Source organism: Gulosibacter sp. (assembly GCF_052090685.1).
In the GTDB taxonomy this organism is placed as follows: domain Bacteria; phylum Actinomycetota; class Actinomycetes; order Actinomycetales; family Microbacteriaceae; genus Gulosibacter.
In genome coordinates, this window is sequence record NZ_JBQDBE010000003.1 from 120,194 (window position 1) to 138,032 (window position 17,839).

Genomic DNA, 17,839 nt, shown 5'->3' on the forward strand with positions numbered 1-17,839 from the left:
TCGTGGACGTCCCCGCAAACCCCAAGAATGAACCAAATTTGAGTTCACAGGGCGGAGGTGAATCCAAAACAGCCACGGTGACGCCGCCCAGCAAAGGCAAGAAAACCTATCCAAAGGTCAACTGGCCGGTATTCATCACGACCGCGATCATCATCGTCGGCTTCACCATTTGGGCGTGGCTCTTCCCCGGCCAAGCCGAAACCGTAATCTTCGGCGGCATGGACTGGATCGGTACGAACCTCGGCTGGTACTACGTCCTGACGGTCACGATCGTCGTGGTGTTCGTGCTCATCGTGGCGCTCACCAAGGTCGGCAACGTCAAGATGGGCCCCGACCACTCCAAGCCCCGCTACAACATGTTCACCTGGGCATCGATGCTCTTTGCCGCCGGCATCGGCGTCGACCTGATGTTCTTCGGTATCTCGGGCCCGGCTACGAACATCCTGACCCCACCCGACGTCGCACCGATGTCCGACGAGGCGGCACGAATGGCACCGCTGTGGACCATGTTCCATTACGGTATCCCCGGCTGGGCACTCTACGCCCTCATGGGTATGGGAATCGGGCTCTTTGCCTACCGCTACCACCTGCCGCTCAGCATCCGCTCGGCCCTCGCCCCAATCTTCGGGAAGCGAGTCAAGGGTCTACCCGGCCACGCGGTGGACGTCGCCGCGGTCCTCGGCACGATCTTCGGTATCGCGGTCTCCCTCGGCATCGGCGTAGTGTTCCTCAACTTCGGGCTCTCCTATATGTTCGGCATCCCGAACAACATCTCGATCCAGATCGCGCTGATGGCGATTGCGGTCGGCATCACGGTGGTCTCCACGGTCACCGGTGTCGACAAGGGCATCCGTCGCTTGTCGGAACTCAACGTGGTGCTCTGCATCGTGCTGATGCTCTTCGTGCTCTTCTCGGGCAACACCCCGCAGTTACTCAACCAGCTCGTGCAAAACGTTGGCGACTTCGTGAGCCAATTCGGCGGCATGATGATGAACACCTTCGGCTACACCGAGGGCGTCCCCGACTACCCGGCCGGCGACTGGATGAAGGACTGGACGCTCTTCTTCTGGGCCTGGTGGATCGCCTGGGCAGCCTTCGTGGGCCTGTTCCTCGCGCGCATCTCTCGCGGCCGCACGCTGCGCCAGTTCATCCTTGGTGTGCTGCTGATTCCGTTCATGTTCATCCTGCTGTGGGTCTCGATCTTCGGCAACGCCGCGATCAGCTTCTTCCGGGCAGACTTCGCTGCAGGCAACCAAGAGTTCCTCGATCTCGCGATCAACCTCCCCGAGTCCGGATTCTTCAATCTGCTCGCGAACTATCCGGGCGCGACCTTCAGCATCGGTCTTGCGGTCGTCACGGGACTCCTCTTCTACGTGACCTCCGCCGACTCCGGTTCGCTCGTGATGGCAAATCTCACCTCGAAACCGGCCGTCGAGGGCGAAAACTCGGATGGTGCGCCGTGGCTGCGTATCTTCTGGGCAGTAGTCACCGGCGCGCTGACCCTCGCGATGCTCTTCATCGACGGGGTATACACGCTGCAAGCGGCAACCGTGATGATCGGGCTTCCGTTCTCAATCGTCGTGTACCTCATGATGTTCAGTCTCTGGAAGGTGCTCCGCGCCGAGAGCCGAAATATGGATGCGCGACGGGCCGCGTTCCCGGGCATGCTTTCGAGCCGGACTGGGGATCACGGGGTTACCAAGAACTGGCGTCAGCGACTTCGTCGTCGGATGGATTGGGCCACCGCCGAGCAGGCGGGACAGTTCATCGACGAGGTCGCGACACCGGCCATCGAAGAGGTTGCCGCGGAACTCAAGAAACTCGGTGCCGATGTCACTTGTCAACGGGGCGAGCATCCCGAATACCCGATTCAGTACATCGACCTGCTCGTACGATTCCCTGACCAGGATGAATTCAAATACCAGGCGTATCCGGTCGCCTACAACGTCCCGAACTACGCCAGCAACCTCGCGGCGGTAGAAGAGATCTTCTTCAAAGTCGAAATCTTCTCGGCCACCGGCTCGCAGGGCAAGGACATCTACGGCTACACCAAGGAACAGGTCATCGCCGATGTGCTCGACTCTTACGACGCGCACATGGCCTATATGGCTGCAATCGGTGAGGGCGGGGCACCGACCGCGGTCGTGCCAGTCGAGATTCCAGACGAGTGGGATGACAGCGACCAACTCTCACCAGACACCACGAGCCTCAAGCTGGAAACGCTGTCGGACGGGGCCGATACGGTCAAGACAGAGTCCGCGTCGCATGCCGATGCGGGCTCGAGCAATGAAACAGATCAAGGAGCGAAATCCTAATGACGAGCGAGAACACCGCGTCACGCGAGCACACTGCGACGCTATTTATTAATGGCTCTTGGCTCCCGTCCTCCTCGGGAGAAACCCGCACGATCTACTGCCCCGCTGACGGCACGGAGGTCGGCGTCGTCTCGGAAGCCACCGCCGCTGACACCGAGAAGGCCATCGCTGCGGCTCGAGAATCATTCGATTCGGGCGTCTGGGCGAACGTCCCCGCGATTGAGCGCGGCGAGTTCCTGCTCAAGGTCGCCGACGAGATTCTCGCGCGCAAGGACGCATTTGCTCGCGCGGAAGCGCTCGACACCGGCAAGCGCCTGGTCGAGGGTGAAGGCGATATGGACGACATCATTGCTTGCTTCCGCTACTTCGGAAAGATTGCAGATCAACACCCCGGCCGCCTCGTTGACGCCGGCGATGCGAGCGTCATTTCCCGAATTGTCTACGAGCCGGTGGGTGTGTGCGGCATGATCACGCCGTGGAACTACCCGCTGCTGCAGGCGGCCTGGAAGATCGCACCCGCGCTCGCGGCCGGCAATTCCTTCGTGATCAAGCCCGCCGAGCTCACCCCACACACCACGATCCTCACCATGCAGGTGCTTGAAGACTTGGGCTTGCCTGCGGGCGTCGCGAACATGGTGCTCGGCGCGGGCGGCGAGGTTGGCGCACCGCTGTCCTCGCACCCCGATATTGATCTCGTGTCGTTCACGGGTGGCCTTGTGACCGGCCGAAAGATCGCGGAGACCGCCGCAAAGTCGGTCAAGAAAGTGGCGCTCGAGCTCGGCGGTAAGAACCCGAACGTGGTCTTTGCCGACGCCGACTTCGATGCCGCGGTGGACAACGCGCTCAACGCCGCGTTCGTCGACTCGGGCCAGGTCTGCTCGGCCGGCACCCGCCTGATCGTGCAGGACACGATCGCGGAGAAGTTCGTGGACGAGCTGGTGAAGCATGCCGAAGGCATCGTCATGGGTGGTCCATTCGATGAACAGGCCGAAACCGGACCGCTCATTTCGAAGGAACACCGCGACAAGGTCACCGACTACGTCAACCGCGGTGTCGAAGGTGGCGCTCGCCTGCGCACCGGTGGGAACTGGGGCGGCCCCGAGCACGAGCAGGGCTACTTCTACGCTCCCACGATTCTCGATCAGTGCACCGCGGACATGTCGGTCGTGATCGAGGAGGGCTTCGGTCCGGTGATCACCGTGGAGACCTTCTCGACTGAGGAAGAAGCCATCGCGCTCGCGAACCACACCGAGTATGGCCTCGCGGGTGCCGTGTGGACCTCGAACGCCGGTGTCGCAAACCGGGTGTCGCGTGCGATTCGTGCGGGCACCGTGTGGATCAACGACTTCCACCCGTACCTGCCGCAAGCGGAGTGGGGTGGCTTCAAGATGTCCGGCAACGGCCGCGAGCTCGGACCAACCGGCCTTGGCGAGTATGTCGAAGCGAAGCACGTCTACGAGAACACCGAACCGGCCGTCTCGGGTTGGTTCCCGCGCAAGAAGTAACCGTTGAGCGCGACGGTCTCGCGCGAAGAACGCTGTCTTGAGAGTTGAGTACTGCCGTGGGCAGTGAGAAGAAAGGGTTTTGAAAATGAGTGAGTCGAAGAACGCCGAGAGCTATGACTACATCGTTGTTGGCGGTGGTTCGGCTGGTGCCGCCGTCGCGGCGCGATTGAGCGAGGATGCGAGCGTCACCGTGGCGCTGATCGAGGCTGGCCCGAGCGACGTTGACTTGGATGAGGTGCTTACGCTCAAGCGTTGGCCCGAGCTGCTTGAGTCCGGGCTGGACTGGGATTACCCAATCGAGCCGCAGGAAAACGGCAACTCGTTCATGCGCCACGCCCGCGCGAAGGTGCTCGGTGGCTGCTCCTCGCACAACTCCTGCATCGCCTTCCACCCGCCGGCCGAGGACCTCGACAACTGGGAGCGCCTCGGCGCCGAAGGCTGGAACGCCGAAACGATTCGCCCGCTCATTAAGCGCGCCGAAACCAACGACCGCACCGGTGATCACCACGGTACCGACGGGCCCGTCAACCTGATGAGCGTGCCGCCGAAGGACAAGGTCGGCGTGGCAGTTCTCGACGCCTGCGAGCAGCAGGGGATTCCCCGCAAGCCCTTCAACGGCGCCGAGACCGTGTCGCACGGTGCCGAGTTCTTCCAGATCAACTCAAAGACCGACGGGACGCGCTCATCGTCCTCGGTGTCGTACCTGCACCCGAACCTGGACCGCGAAAACCTGTCGATCCTCACCGATCGCCACGTCAGCCGCATCCTCTTCGACGACAACAACCGCGCGACCGGCGTCGAGTACTCCGACAACCCGCAGAACCGCCGCAAGACGGTCACCGCAAACCGCGAGGTCATCATCTCCGCGGGCGCGATCGACACCCCGAAGCTGCTCATGCTCTCGGGGATCGGGCCTGCTGACCACCTGCGCGAGGTTGGCATTGATGTGCGCGTTGACTCGCCGGGCGTCGGCTCGAACCTGCAGGACCACCCCGAGGCGGTCATCAGCTGGGAGACGAAGGTTCCGATGACTCGTGAGTCGACGCAGTGGTGGGAGATCGGTATCTTCACGCAGGTCGACGAGGGCGGGAACCACGGTCTGCCCGACCTGATGATGCACTACGGTTCGGTGCCGTTCGATATGCACACGATGCGCCAGGGCTACCCGACCGCAGACGAGTCCTTCGCGCTGACCCCGAACGTGACGCACGCCCGTTCGCGAGGCACCGTGCGGTTGCGCTCGATCGACTACCGCGACAAGCCCAAGGTCGACCCGCGCTACTTCACCGACCCCGAGGGCTACGACATGCACATTGCAGTCGAGGGCATCAAGATTGCGCGACAGATCGTCGCGCAGCCCGCGATGGCCGAGATCGCCGGACGCGAGCTCTTCCCCGGCGAGGATGTGCAGTCCGATGAAGACATCGCCGCGTACATCTCGAAGACGCACAACACTGTTTATCACCCGGCGGGTTCCTGCCGCATGGGTCCGGTCGATGACGAAATGTCGCCGCTTGACCCGCAGCTGCGCGTCAAGGGCGTTGCGGGGCTTCGCGTGGTCGACGCTTCCGCGATGCCGCAGCTCACCGCCGTGAATCCGAACATCACCGTGATGATTATGGGGGAGCGTGCGGCTGATCTGATCAAGGCTGACGCGTAGTTCGGGTAATTTCGCGCACGAATAGCCTGTCCCAAGTGAGGGTCGACCTCGGGACAGGCTATTCGTGTCTGAAATCCCGTGTCGTCCTGCGCGCCATGTCCGGCAATCTGAGTTAATCAAGGAGTATCGGCAATCATGCGCATCCGACCGCCGTGGTACCGCCGAAACGCGGCAGCCGACAATACCTACCGAATGGTAAGAACCGTCGGTGCAGTGTTCGGGTATCTTGTGCTGCTTGTGATGGCGTTCATGGTGCCCGATTTGGGCGCACGGATCGCGCTCGTGGCCGTGATGCTCATTATTGGTGGGCTCGTTGTCTTGATTGTGTGGTCATTGCGGCGGCAGAAAAAGCATGACGAAGAACGGTGGGATGCCATCGGTGACCCAATCGAAGAGAAGTCCTTTGAAGAGGCCTATTCCGAGGCGAAACGCGAGACTCCGAAGCGGCGTCGCGGTCGGTCGGGTGGGATGCGGTTCTCGTTTGCTGAGGGACAGAGTGCGGATGCAGCGGATTCGGATTCGGATGCTGAGGCCGATGGCGGCGCGGCTCCGTTGACGAGTAGCAGCCCCGCGAAAGCGCGCACTGAGGAACTACATACCTATTTGCTTCCTGGAGCCGATGGCCCGGCGTCGACTCCAACGATTGACGCTCAGGTCGAGCCGCTCCGGGCATTCGTCGACGAGCTCCCAGAAATCGGCGAAATCGCAACGGCGACGGTGCCCGAACTACAGCTTGAGACGGTGCCAGGTAAGGATGCATCGCCCACAGTTCGGGTGTTGGTCGATGGCCAATATATGGCTGCCCTGAATGAGAGCGCGGCCGCTGAATACGGACCGGTGCTCGCAGAACTGGAACACGCTGGCCGCGCGCCGACTACGCGCGGCGAGGTCACCATCACGTCGCGTCGCGACACTTACAACCCGAGTATCGTGACCTATGAGGCAATGCTGCTCGTCGCGCTGAATGTGCCGGCGGACGGACTCTAAGATGTCGGCTGAAGGTTACGAAGCCTAGCGGCGCCTCGCCCCGAGAGGGGGTGAGGTGCCTCCGCTCCCGCGCCATCAGACCACTATTCTGAAAACGGAATGGCCCGTGGAAAAGTATGGAAAATTAAAACCGATGCATCACCGTCGATCGGACGCCACCTGTGCACGTGGTCGGCCGGATACGTCGCATAGTCCCCGACGCCGAGAATGACTTCATGGCTGATCGGGCCGACTTCAATCTTGCCGTCGAATACATACACGTGTTCGCGTGACCCAGCGCCGTGAGGTGCCGAGGTACCGTTCGTATCCTTATGGAATTCCTGCACGTGGATCTCGAGGGTACCGGCACCGATGACCTGACGGCGCAGGATAGCGCCTGCGGATGAATCGTCGGAAATATCTTGACCGTCACCATCGCGGATAACCTCGACCTCGAGCGAAGGCGGGACTGCGATGAGTGACTCCACTGCCACATCGAAAGTTGCTGCAATAGTTACGACGGTGTCGAGTGTCGGGTTGGAGTCACCACGCTCGATCTTGAAAAGCGTGGCTTTGGCGATCCCGGACTGCTCACTGAGCTGGGACAGTGAGAGTCCGCGCGACTCGCGAAGTCGTCGAACGTTCTCCGATAGGGCTTCTTTGTGAGATTTCAAGGGCGCTCGATTCCGAATTTGGATGTGTGCAGTCGGCCTGCTGTTGGTGGTGTTGTTTGTGCTCGTTGAACACTTCAAAGTGTAGCGGGCGGTATAAAAGTACGTTTATACTTCTATAGTGACCACGAGGGGTCCGTGTGGATCTCTCGCTTCCCACCCTAAGGAGGATCCAATGACGCACGCCATCCACTTTGAGACATCATCGAACGCTCGATTCGTCGGAAGACTCGACGGCGAGACCATTACCGAGGCCTACGCCGCACCAGAAGTAGGCTTCCTGCCGACCTCCGAAAACTGGGAGCGTGTCGAAAACGCGAGCGGGGCGGAACACAATCTTGCTGACGTGACTGTTCTCGCACCCACCAAGCCGGGCAAGATGATCGCGATCGGTCTTAACTACCAGTCACATGTAGAGGAAACGAACTTGGCCCGTCCCGACGTGCCTGTCGTATTCGCCAAGTTTCCCAGTTCAATCACCGGTCCCTACGACGATATCGTCATTCCGCATGAGGAGACCCGTCCCGACTACGAGGGTGAGCTCGGTGTAATCATCTCGAAGCCGGCATACCGCGTGAGCAAAGAAGACGCATGGGACTATGTCGGTGGGCTCACTGTCCTCAACGATGTTTCGGGTCGTCGAGCTCAACTCGAAACGCCGATGCGACAGTTCACGCTTGGAAAGTCTTTCGACACGTTTACTCCGTTGGGGCCATCGGTGGCATCCATTGACAACCCGGAGGCGGTTGGGAACCTCAATGTAAAGACGGTTATCAACGGTGAGGTTATGCAGGACGGCAACACTTCGCAGCTCATCTTCGACATTCCCTCGCTCATCGAGTATCTGTCGCGGGGAACGACCCTCGACGCAGGTGACGTTATTGCGACCGGCACTCCGGGTGGCGTGGGCGACGAGCGCACGCCTCCTCGTTATCTGGTGCCCGGCGACGTGGTCGAGATCACCGTCGACGGTGTCGGAACGCTCCGGAACCCCGTGGTTGCCGAGGCTGAATAAAAACATGCGTTAGCGACGGCGCCGGGCGACATCTCGCTCGGCGCCGTCCTCATATAAAGCAGACTTATAGAAGGGGCATGAGAAATGAAGGTACTTCCTGAAGGGGACAAGGACTACGTTTATGCGGGTCGCTTCACCGGCGACGTGCAGCTCGAGATGATTATCGAAGCGGCAGAGCCGACTGAGGTAGATCTCGCACGCGTGCACTGCTGTGCTGGTGCGGTGACCAAATGGCACAGCCACCCAGGCGGGCAGGTGCTGGTATTGCAAAGTGGCGTCGGTCGTGTGGGCAGTGCGGATGGAATGTTTGGCGATCTCCAGCCAGGCACCGCAGTCGATACGCCAGCGAATGAGATGCACTGGCACGGCGCGGAGGATGGCAGCGACTGTGTGTGGCTCTCGTTCGCCTACGGTGTGACGGACTGGACCGATGAGAACCCGCTTGACGGTGCACCTGCTCCCGAGGTTCGCTGATGCGTCCACCGGTAATAGGTGTCGTCGCCGACCGGAAGTCCTCTACGTCGGGTGCGTGGGTGAACGTGCAGACGGACGGTCTGCCGGCAGCCAACCTGGAGGTCATTAGTGCCGGGGGCGGGTTGCCAATGTTGGTGCCCGCCCTGAACTCGTGGCTGGATCACCCGGAACAGTTCTTAGACGTTGTTGACGGACTGTTCTTGGCCGGTGGGCGTGACATGGATGCGGGAATCTACGGCGCGGTTGCGCATCCGGAAAATGACCCCCCACTCCGAGTGCGAGACGAACTCGAAGCAGTTCTAGTGCGCGGCGCGTGGGAGCGCGATATTCCCGTCCTGGGGTTTTGCCGTGGAATGCAGGTCATGAATGTCGCACTTGGGGGCACGCTCGAGCAGCACTTGGCTGATCGGCTCGAGATGAAACAGCATCGTGATCACGTTGGCGCGTTTACGAGCCACGAAGTGATTCCGCGCGGGGGTACTTTGCTCGCGGAAATGCTCGGAACGGAGGCGCGCTCGATTGCGTCGCACCATCACCAGGCTGTCAATCGCCTCGGCGAGGGGTTAGTCGCGTCCGCGTTTGCTCCTGACGAGGTCGTGGAAGCCATCGAAGATCCAGCAAAGCGCTTTTTCGTGGGCGTGCAATGGCATCCTGAGCAGCAGATCGACCTCGATGGACGAGTGCTCACTCGAGCATTCGTCGATGCTGCCACCCCGCGCTCAGCGTAGGCGGAGTCGCGGTACAGGCCTAAAGGATCCAAACGAGAACCTCGATGCAAACGGCTGCTGCCCCGACACTTATAAGTGTCGGGGCAGCAGCCGTTTCGATCCATCGCAAGCTATGCGTGTGAGTGGTAGAGGTTCCACTCCCAGTCGGTGACGGATGCTGAAAACGCGTCAATCTCGCGTCGCTTGATCGCGACGTAGACGTCGACTAGTTCACTGCCAAAGCTTGAGCGGTACAGGTCGCTCTGCTCGAGTGCGTCCAGTGACTCGCCGAGAGTCTTTGGCAGCGGCACGCCCTCCACAGTGGGATCGAGGCCTTGCTGCATCCCGTCGAAGGCTGCCTCGTAGATGGCGGCAGTGAGAAGATGTGGGCTTGCGCTCGCATCGCCGGCGCGAAGTTCGAATCGAGTCGCTTTCCCGCGCTCGGCCGGAATTCGCACGAACGTGTAGCGGTTATCTTCGGCAAAGTTGCTGGTATCGGGTGAAAGTCCCTCGCTGTGCAGGCGCTTGTATGAGTTGACGGTCGGAGCTGCGAACGCCATAAGGGCGGGAGCGTGCTGCTGTACGCCGGCAATTGCGTGCAGGAGTCGCGGATTGAGTCCTCGTTCGGGTGCGGCAAAGACATTCTCGTCTCCGTCCCAAAGCGAGAGGTGAATATGCAAACTTGATCCTTCTTCTCCGGTCAGTGGCTTAGCCATGAAGTTTGCTTGTAGGCCCTCAAGGATCGACAGTTCCTTTGTCGCCGTCTTGAGGAGAAATGCCTCGTCTGCGGCTCGCTGCGAGCCTGTGTGTCGGAGGTTCAGTTCGAATTGGCCGGGAGAAAACTCGCGGTTCACAACGCTCACGCCGATATTGAAGTCGATCAGTTGACGGTGGATGCGACCAATCGCACCCGAGGGGTCGGTCACGCGATCGACGGTGTAAGAGACGCCGTTCGGCGAGTAAGGGGTTCCAGGGCGCTCGTCTGCGCTCGGATTAAAGAGGTAGAACTCTGGTTCGGCTGCCGCCTCGCCGCGGAATCCGAAGGTGCTTTCCATTCGTTCGCAGGATTGCGCGAGCACGCCACGAGGGCAAAGCGGTGAGCGTCTGCCGTTTTCCCACAGTGATGCGAGCACCCAAATCGAATCCGGTTCCCAAGGGGGAATGATCGCCGTTTCTGGTTCGATCCGCGCGTAGAGATCAGGGTGGCCGCGAAGAGCGGGAAACTGGTCTTCATCCACTGGGGCGCCGAGCAGATCTTCCGCAATGCTCATTTTTGAGTAGGCGATGCCCTCACGAAGTTGGTTCGCGTAGGAAGCCGGGAATTGTTTGGCCCGTTGGCGGCCAAACAAGTCGGAGTGGATTACTCGAATCACTTTGATGCCTTTGGCGAGAAGTTGCTCGAGGCGATCAAGATCCTCGAGGGTGGCGGTGGTGTTCATTGGCGGGACCTTTCGACTCTGAAAGAGGTGCTTGCGCTTGTTGTCGTTCTCTACAATACTATGAGTGTTCGTCAAAAAGAACGGCCTTGGCAATTTTGCACAAGTCCACGTCGCACAAAGAGGTGTCAAATGATCAAGCTCTCGGATATCGACCACGTGAAGTTCGGAGTCAAGGACGTCGATGAGTCAAGCAATAGCTGGCAAGTGGAGTTCGGGCTTACCGAGCGAACGCGGGAAGGCCGCGAATCGTATCTTGCCGTAAACTACGAGCCCTATTCGATCGTGGTAGAGGAAAGTGAAGAGGTTGGCATTCAGTATGCCGCCTACAATCTGCACCCTGATTTCAGCCTCGAAGACGCGGAGCAACACCTTAAAGCCGTTGGAGTGGACTACATCCGTAGTGCTAATGCGATTGACTTCGTAGACCCTGAGAACAACGGTGTGCGATACGTTCCGTTCCGTCCTCGCGCGGGCCAGGACGTATATCCAATTGCGTCTCGACTCACGAATAGCCTGCACCCGGGACGTTATCGAAAATTGGGTCACGTGAACTACCTCACGGCCGATGTCAACTCAATGGTCGACTTCTACGTCAACGTTGTTGGTCAGGAACTGACCGACCGGCTCGGCGGCGATGCGGGGGCGTTCCTGCGAATCGGTCCCGATCACCATGTGAACGCCCTGGTTAACACCGGAACCCCGCACTTCCACCACGTCGCATTCGATATGGGCGATTGGGGCATGGTACCGACCACCTTTGATCACCTCGCGCAGCACGGCCGCGTTTTCCCATGGGGTCCCGTACGCCATGGGATCGGTGGCAATCTCGCGGGCTACGTACGTACACCCGAACTCGATTGCTTCATCGAACTTTACGCGGATATGGAACAAATTGACGAGTTCCACGAACCTCGTGACTTCCCGGACGATAGGCACTCGTCGAGTGTGTGGGGCATGCTGCCACCGCGCTCATACTTCCGCTTTGATGAGGAATCTATTGCCATGGAGCGTGAGAGTCTTCGGGGCATTTACGAGTAGATTGTTGATGGCCGTTCATCATGGGCGTGCATGCCACGCCCATGAAGGCAAGGCTGGTTAAAAAGTTTGGAAAGTCAGTGATGACGTCACCGAGCGTGCCGCGGGCAACAGAAGACGTATTGGTCCGCCTGCTTCGAGCCGCCCGTGCATCCGGGCTCAACGGAATCACCCGTGCTCTTCAACGTGAACTAGGCGTTGAAGTTGGGCTGTTTGATCGCAACGGGTCCGTGCTGGCGGCAGCGCCGTCGCGATACCTCTGGGATCCTGACGCGATCCTGCACGGTGAAGCCGACGGCGTTATGCTCCGAGATATTCACGTAAATGGAGAACCTGTGGCCACGCTTGCCTGGAATCGGGCGGAGCGCGCCGCGGTTGACACCGTCATTGTGGAAGTTGCCGTTGATCTCATCGGCCTCGAAGTTCAGCGGCTACTAGATTCGCAAGTCATTCGACGCGAAATCGTTGCGAACGTGATTGATGACATCCTGCTTAAGAGGATCTCTGATGAGGATGCCGATCATCGGGTTCAGACGCTTGGCGTCGATCTTTCGAAGCCATTTCGCGTTCTCCTTGGAGTGGCCGACGTCCCGAATCAGCGGCGCGACAAGATTATTTGGGGTGGACTACATAGTGCCCTCGCAAAGACTCACGATCCATTCCTGCGTGTCCTTCGAGGTGACCACAGCTTAATGGTGCTTCCCGACGACCAAATGGTTGAACGCATTGCCGCAACGCAGCTGCGGCACCTTCAAGGAATCGGAAAAAACGTTCGAGTTGGATTGAGCCTTTCCCATCAGGGTGGTCTCGGATTGCGCATTGCCTACCATGAAGCACTATCGGCATTGCGTGCGGGACCGGGACTCAATTTTCCGCGGGTGCTAAACCTCCCAGATCTACTCGTCGTAGCGAACGACTCGTTACCACTTACAGATCTGGCCACAGATATTCTGAGACCGATCATTGAATATGATGATCAGCACGGGAGTGATCTCGTAGCGACCCTTCGCGGCTATTTGGAGCACCACCGGAATGTCCAAGCGGCAACTGAGGCACTCTTCATTCACCGGAATACTCTCCGATACCGATTGCGCCAGATTACCGAGCTGTTAGAAGTCGACCTTGACCAGAGTCCGATAATCGCAAACTTGTGGATCGCACTCAGGGTGCTTGACGAGTCAGATCAGGAAGGACGATCGAATGAACGGTGAGGTTGAAGAGACGTCCGGACTCGAAGACATCGGAGATACGAATTTTGCTCAGTTCAACCAACTCGAGCTCGTGTCGAATTCGCCACGCGATAGCGCGGTGTATTACGAGTGGCTATTGCAACTCAAAGCAGGCTCTCGACCGGGGGAAGCGCTGGCACGCATTGGTGTCAGTGGCGTGATCTCAAGTGGAGAAGGTGACGTCGCGCCAAGTTGGGTACCGACCTTCGTGGTCGAGAATCTTTCGCTGGCGCGCCGCCGAGTCGAAGAACTCGGCGGCGAAGTCATCCCTGTCGTAGTCGACAGCGGCGAGCATTTCTACGCCAAGGATCCATTCGGGGTCATCGCTCGACTCATCGATACGACCGAAGCTCGATTGTTCGGGGATTCTGCTGCCGTCTATTGCAGCGTGGACTATTCCACAACCGATACCGTAGGGCCGATTGCCTTCTGGCGCCAAGTGTTGGACTGCCTCGTTGCTGAAGTTGTTGATGACCCGTATTCGATGCATTTTCTCCACCAAGGAACACAGATTACAACCGGAGTGTTTTCCCCCGGCGGTCACCCCGACCTCAGAAGGGCTCCGGAATGGATCGTCTACTTTGAAGTCGACGACGTCCTATTGCACGCGACTCGAGCTATTGAGTCCGGATCGAAGGTCCAGATTCCTCCTTCATACTCGCCGTTCAACGTCTATGCCGTCCTGCGCGATCCATTCGGGCAGATGTTCGGCTTATCGCAGGGGTTTCGGAACGCCTCAGATGGACTTACACCGCTTGATGTGCGGGTAGAAGGCGGGCAATTACAAGTGCTGCGGGACACTCTGCACCTATAAAGCCACCTGTGGGCATCGCGCTACGTGCATTATTTCTGTGCACCGTGCACTGCGGAGTATGCCTGATTTGGCTTGGGCTCCATGTTCGGATCAGTGAACGATTGATTCACTTAAGTAAATCCAGAACCATTCTTGTTCAAGGAAGAGCGAGTACTAATGTCCAGAGCTAAAGTTCAGACCAGCGAACCCACCACAAATGAATTGGTGTCGGCGGTTCCGCCACTCAATGCGGAGCCAGGCCTTGAAGGCCCGTATTCAAAAGCATCCATAACGATTTCCGACCCTAGGGTTCGGCAAGAACTCGAGCGGTTGCTCGAAGCGAGTCGGAACATCCGATCGACTCTGCGCGAGCGTCAACAGCAAACAGAGGAAGACGGCCAGTATGCGGAAGACATCCATGCGTACTTCCTGGAGCACGGCTTCTACAAGGTGCTCTTGCCAAGAATTTACGGTGGGCTCGAGCTTGGAATAGGCGCGTTCTTTACGGTTATCGCTGAAGTCGCGCGCGGCTGCCCGTCGACCGCATGGTGCCTGTCTCTCTCCTGTGCGCACACGGTCACGCTTGCTTCGTATTTTCCGAAGCAAGCTCAGGACGAGGTGTTCGGCGCGAACGGCTACATGATTGCACCTGCCTCCGGAAACCCGCGGGCCGCCACCGTACGCCGAGTTGACGGTGGAATTATGCTGAGCGGGTCCTGGCGATACTGCTCGGGAGCCCCATATTCAACGCACTTCTTTCCGACCGTCGAAATTCCCGAAACTGAGACTGAAGATGCGTATCAGGCTTGGGTTGTCGTCGAGCGTAAGGACTACGAAGTTCTCGACGACTGGGGGCGCGTGATCGGCATGCGCGGTTCGGGTTCGAACGGCATTCAGATGAGTGAAGTCTTCGTCCCTGACCACCGGATTGTTCGTGAAGCCTGGGCAAACGAATTGACTGAGCCAGCACCGGGGAGCAAAATTCACGGGAATCCAACGTACTCCGGTACGTTCTTCGGCTTCGCAGAAGGCGAGGTTGCGGCCGTCGCGGTCGGTCTCGGATACGCGATGGCCGATGAATACGAGCGGATTATTCGCACTAGCCGAGCCCCCTTCGACTCGAGCGGGCGTCTCCGCGCGGAGTCGGGCGATTGGCAGCGCGTTCTCGGTATGTCGATTGCACGGGTGGACGCAGCTCACGCGGCACTGGTTCGTACCGGCGACCTCTATGAGGAATACGCTCGGCAGCTTATCGAGAACGGGGAGCCTTTCGACGGTGGCCGTTCAATGCGAATGAATAGCGCCTATTTCGTCGTCGAAGAACTGATTTGGGATGCGGCGCAAGAGATGATTCGCACCGCCGGTACCGGTGCTTCGGCGGAAGGTCAAAAGATGCAGCGCTACTTCCGGGACGCCTGGACCACGCAGAGCCGTACCGATCAGTTCCAGTTCTTCGCTGCGCCAGCAATGCAGTTCCACTTTGAGCACTCGAGTCCCGCTCCGGCAAACCGGTAGCACCCGGGGTAATACTTTCTACAACAGGAGATCATGCAATGACTACTGATTACCTCATCGGTTCAACCGTATGGACTGAACTTGAAGTCCGCGAAATTGACGGCATCGAAGAGTTTTATCTGAACGTGCTGGGCTGGACTCTCGATCTCGACGACGCTGCTGGAGACGGATATTTTCTGCTCGACGGACAACAAATTGCCGGTATTCGCGTGCGTCCGGATGCCTCAGAGGACGAGCTTGGTTGGCGAGCCTACTTGGGGGCCGAAAACCTTGACGCCGCAATCGACCGGGCTGTGAACGCTGGCGCTGTGGTTGACACATCCCGCTCGCTTCTTATCGAAGGGACAGCCGCAGTCCTCGTGGACCCGTTCGGCGCAAAGTTTGGCCTCGCGGAACTGCCGCAGGGAGCGGCCGTTCCGCAGTCGACAACGCTCGGGAATCTTGTCTTGGTTGACCCAACGAATCATGACCTCACCACGCAAATTGAGTTCCAAGATGCACTCTTTCCGGGCAACGAACTTGACCGCCTTGATAGCGGCATCAATATTTTCCGCGATGAAGTGGGCAATGCGCTCCGCGGCGCATATGAGGTTGCGGAGGACGCGCGTGCGTTCCTTCCGCCTCACTGGCTTCCCTGGTTCAGCGTGGCTGATCAGAAGGTCGCCACCGATCTTGCCCTCACTAACGGTGGCCGAGTAAACACGGTCGACAACGAGCTGAGCTTCGGTGTCTGGGGAGTCGTCGTTGACCCACAGGGCGGCGAATTCAAAGTGCTCGAGATGAACCGATCAACGCTTTAGCGCTCGGTTCGAGCTTCACGATTTAACCGGTTCGCAACGGTGCGGACCTCTACTCGATAGTAAGGAATAGCTATGGCTTCCCCAACCCAACAAACGGTGTCGCCCACCGACTCCGACGGTACGTCGCGACTAAAAGGCAAACTCGGAGTCATGTCCATCGTGTTCATGGTCGTGGCAGCAGCCGCACCGCTCACGATTTTCGTGTCCACTCCACTCAACATGCTGACCTCCAATGGTGCTGGAATCGCTTTGAGTTACTTAGTCGCACCCACGTTGCTCCTCATCTTTGCAGCTGGCTTTGCTGCTATGACGACGTATATACCGAAAGCCGGAGGATTCTATTCGTACGTTACTGCGGCATTCGGCCGTCGTATCGGAACAGGTGCCGGATTCGTGGCGATGCTCGGATACTTTATCGGGCAGAACTTTGTATATGCCTTGATGGGCCAATCAATCGGCGCAGCCATCGACCAGTTTAGTGGGGGCGCGGCAGCGTTCAACCTTCCCTGGTGGGGGTGGGCGTTCATCATTTGGGTCGCGGCGGGCATCGTGGGTTACCTGAATATTGACTTCAGCGCCAGGGTGCTTTCTGTGGTGCTGATTCTTGAAGTACTGATTATTGTGGTAATTAACCTCTTCATCCTCGGCAAGGGTGGAGGCCCGGAGGGTATTTCGCTGACATCAATTTTCGGTGCTGACGTCATTTTCTCAGGCCCCATCGGATTAAGTCTCTTGCTAGGGCTATCAGTCGGTCTCGGCTTTGAAGCAACGGCGGTGTTCCGTGACGAGGCGCGCGAGCCTGAGAAGACGATCCCCCGAGCCATCTACGTGACTCTTATCTCGGCTGCAATCTTTTACGGGACCGCGGTATGGGCCTTTGTACAGGCATTCGGTGTGCATGGACTCATGGATGCGGTGGCGGCAGATCCATTTGGGATTGTCTATGCGGTGGCGGCAGATTGGGTTCACCCGATCTTCTCCGACATAGTCCTGATTGTTGCAATTACCTCGATGTTCGCATGTGTGTTGGCCTACCACAACATTGCCGCACGGTATCTCCACTCACTGGGGCATTCGGTGCTCCCTGCGCGTCTGGCGTCAGTGCATCCGAAACACAAGTCCCCGCACGTTGCGTCGGTAGTTACCTCGCTGGTTGGTCTTGTATTGCTGATCATTTGGACGTTCAGCGGTGTGTCACCTGACCTCTTCGTCGCATGGGAGATCGCGGTTGCAACGCTCTCGATCATTACGGTACTTGTGCTCACTAGCGTCGCGATTCTCGTCTTCTTCCGCCGAAACCCACAACTAGATCGTCGTCCCTGGCAAACGATGATCGCACCGGCGCTTGCGTTCCTGGTGCTTGGCGGCATCCTGCTCGTCGCGCTACTGAACTTCGGCGCGCTTACCGCTTCGGAAGCTCCCGGACTCAACTTCACACTGATGGCATTGCCGTTCGTTGCCATCATTGCGGGAGTCATCATCGCATCGATAGCAAAGAAGCGTGATCCTGAGCGCTATGAAGGTCACCACACCTCGCTTATGGAGACTGTGAGTGCGAGCCGCGAGTCGATCGATTCGGAGTAGCAATTCGCGTAGTTGCGTCACGGGACTGCGGAACGGCAGAAGAAATAAAACACTCGCATGATCAGAATCGGGGGCGCCGCCCAAGTACGAGGGCCCCCATCATATATAAATAAAAAGCAAAAAATTATACA

At 58.7% G+C, this 17,839-nt stretch carries 15 protein-coding genes; 13 read left to right on the top strand and 2 right to left on the bottom strand.

The features are described from left to right. The first annotated feature begins 2 nt into the window (after positions 1-2). The 4 genes from betT to ACTHXA_RS03060 all read left to right on the top strand — a co-directional run bounded on the left by betT (position 3) and on the right by ACTHXA_RS03060 (position 6,467). Positions 3-2,315, top strand: coding sequence for a choline BCCT transporter BetT (gene betT / locus ACTHXA_RS03045; RefSeq protein ID WP_441669222.1), 2,313 nt, complete (start codon positions 3-5; stop codon positions 2,313-2,315). Next, positions 2,315-3,820, top strand: coding sequence for an aldehyde dehydrogenase family protein (locus ACTHXA_RS03050; protein ID WP_441669223.1), 1,506 nt, complete (start codon positions 2,315-2,317; stop codon positions 3,818-3,820). Before betT ends, ACTHXA_RS03050 begins: the two co-directional genes overlap by 1 nt. A gap of 85 nt (positions 3,821-3,905) precedes the next feature. Further along, positions 3,906-5,480, top strand: coding sequence for a GMC family oxidoreductase (locus tag ACTHXA_RS03055; RefSeq protein WP_441669224.1), 1,575 nt, complete (start codon positions 3,906-3,908; stop codon positions 5,478-5,480). 135 nt (positions 5,481-5,615) lie between these two features. Beyond that, positions 5,616-6,467: a hypothetical protein gene (locus ACTHXA_RS03060; protein ID WP_441669225.1), complete on the top strand. Its 852-nt coding sequence runs from the start codon at positions 5,616-5,618 to the stop codon at positions 6,465-6,467. An 83-nt stretch (positions 6,468-6,550) separates the two neighbouring features. On the opposite strand, the gene ACTHXA_RS03065 is transcribed toward ACTHXA_RS03060, so the two are convergent. Next, on the bottom strand, positions 6,551-7,120 hold the full coding sequence (locus ACTHXA_RS03065; RefSeq protein ID WP_441669226.1) for a helix-turn-helix domain-containing protein: 570 nt from the start codon (positions 7,118-7,120) through the stop codon (positions 6,551-6,553). A gap of 172 nt (positions 7,121-7,292) precedes the next feature. On the opposite strand from ACTHXA_RS03065, the gene ACTHXA_RS03070 reads away from it, so the two are divergent. The 3 genes from ACTHXA_RS03070 (at position 7,293) to ACTHXA_RS03080 (ending at position 9,334) form a co-directional block, all read left to right on the top strand. Then, positions 7,293-8,132: a fumarylacetoacetate hydrolase family protein gene (locus tag ACTHXA_RS03070; RefSeq protein WP_441669227.1), complete on the top strand. Its 840-nt coding sequence runs from the start codon at positions 7,293-7,295 to the stop codon at positions 8,130-8,132. A gap of 84 nt (positions 8,133-8,216) precedes the next feature. Beyond that, entirely contained in the window at positions 8,217-8,606 is a 390-nt protein-coding gene (locus ACTHXA_RS03075; protein WP_441669228.1) for a cupin domain-containing protein, read from the top strand. Continuing rightward, positions 8,606-9,334, top strand: a complete 729-nt coding sequence (locus tag ACTHXA_RS03080) for a gamma-glutamyl-gamma-aminobutyrate hydrolase family protein (RefSeq protein ID WP_441669230.1) — start codon at positions 8,606-8,608, stop codon at positions 9,332-9,334. Before ACTHXA_RS03075 ends, ACTHXA_RS03080 begins: the two co-directional genes overlap by 1 nt. A 110-nt stretch (positions 9,335-9,444) precedes the next feature. On the opposite strand, the gene ACTHXA_RS03085 is transcribed toward ACTHXA_RS03080, so the two are convergent. After that, positions 9,445-10,752: a glutamine synthetase family protein gene (locus ACTHXA_RS03085; RefSeq protein WP_441669232.1), complete on the bottom strand. Its 1,308-nt coding sequence runs from the start codon at positions 10,750-10,752 to the stop codon at positions 9,445-9,447. Positions 10,753-10,881: 129 nt separating this feature from the next. On the opposite strand from ACTHXA_RS03085, the gene ACTHXA_RS03090 reads away from it, so the two are divergent. The 6 genes from ACTHXA_RS03090 to ACTHXA_RS03115 all read left to right on the top strand — a co-directional run bounded on the left by ACTHXA_RS03090 (position 10,882) and on the right by ACTHXA_RS03115 (position 17,708). Further along, positions 10,882-11,790, top strand: coding sequence for a VOC family protein (locus tag ACTHXA_RS03090; protein WP_441669234.1), 909 nt, complete (start codon positions 10,882-10,884; stop codon positions 11,788-11,790). Between the two features lie 80 nt (positions 11,791-11,870). Then, positions 11,871-12,998 (top strand): PucR family transcriptional regulator, encoded by a 1,128-nt coding sequence (locus ACTHXA_RS03095; protein ID WP_441669236.1) that lies wholly within the window; start codon positions 11,871-11,873, stop codon positions 12,996-12,998. Then, entirely contained in the window at positions 12,988-13,830 is an 843-nt protein-coding gene (locus ACTHXA_RS03100; protein ID WP_441669238.1) for a VOC family protein, read from the top strand. Before ACTHXA_RS03095 ends, ACTHXA_RS03100 begins: the two co-directional genes overlap by 11 nt. Before the next feature lie 156 nt (positions 13,831-13,986). Next, entirely contained in the window at positions 13,987-15,324 is a 1,338-nt protein-coding gene (locus tag ACTHXA_RS03105; protein WP_441669240.1) for an acyl-CoA dehydrogenase family protein, read from the top strand. Between the two features lie 38 nt (positions 15,325-15,362). Next, positions 15,363-16,124, top strand: a complete 762-nt coding sequence (locus ACTHXA_RS03110) for a VOC family protein (RefSeq protein WP_441669242.1) — start codon at positions 15,363-15,365, stop codon at positions 16,122-16,124. A 72-nt stretch (positions 16,125-16,196) separates the two neighbouring features. Next, the gene (locus tag ACTHXA_RS03115) at positions 16,197-17,708 is read left to right on the top strand and encodes an APC family permease (RefSeq protein WP_441669244.1); all 1,512 of its coding nucleotides are present in this window, start codon (positions 16,197-16,199) and stop codon (positions 17,706-17,708) included. Positions 17,709-17,839 lie beyond the last annotated feature (131 nt).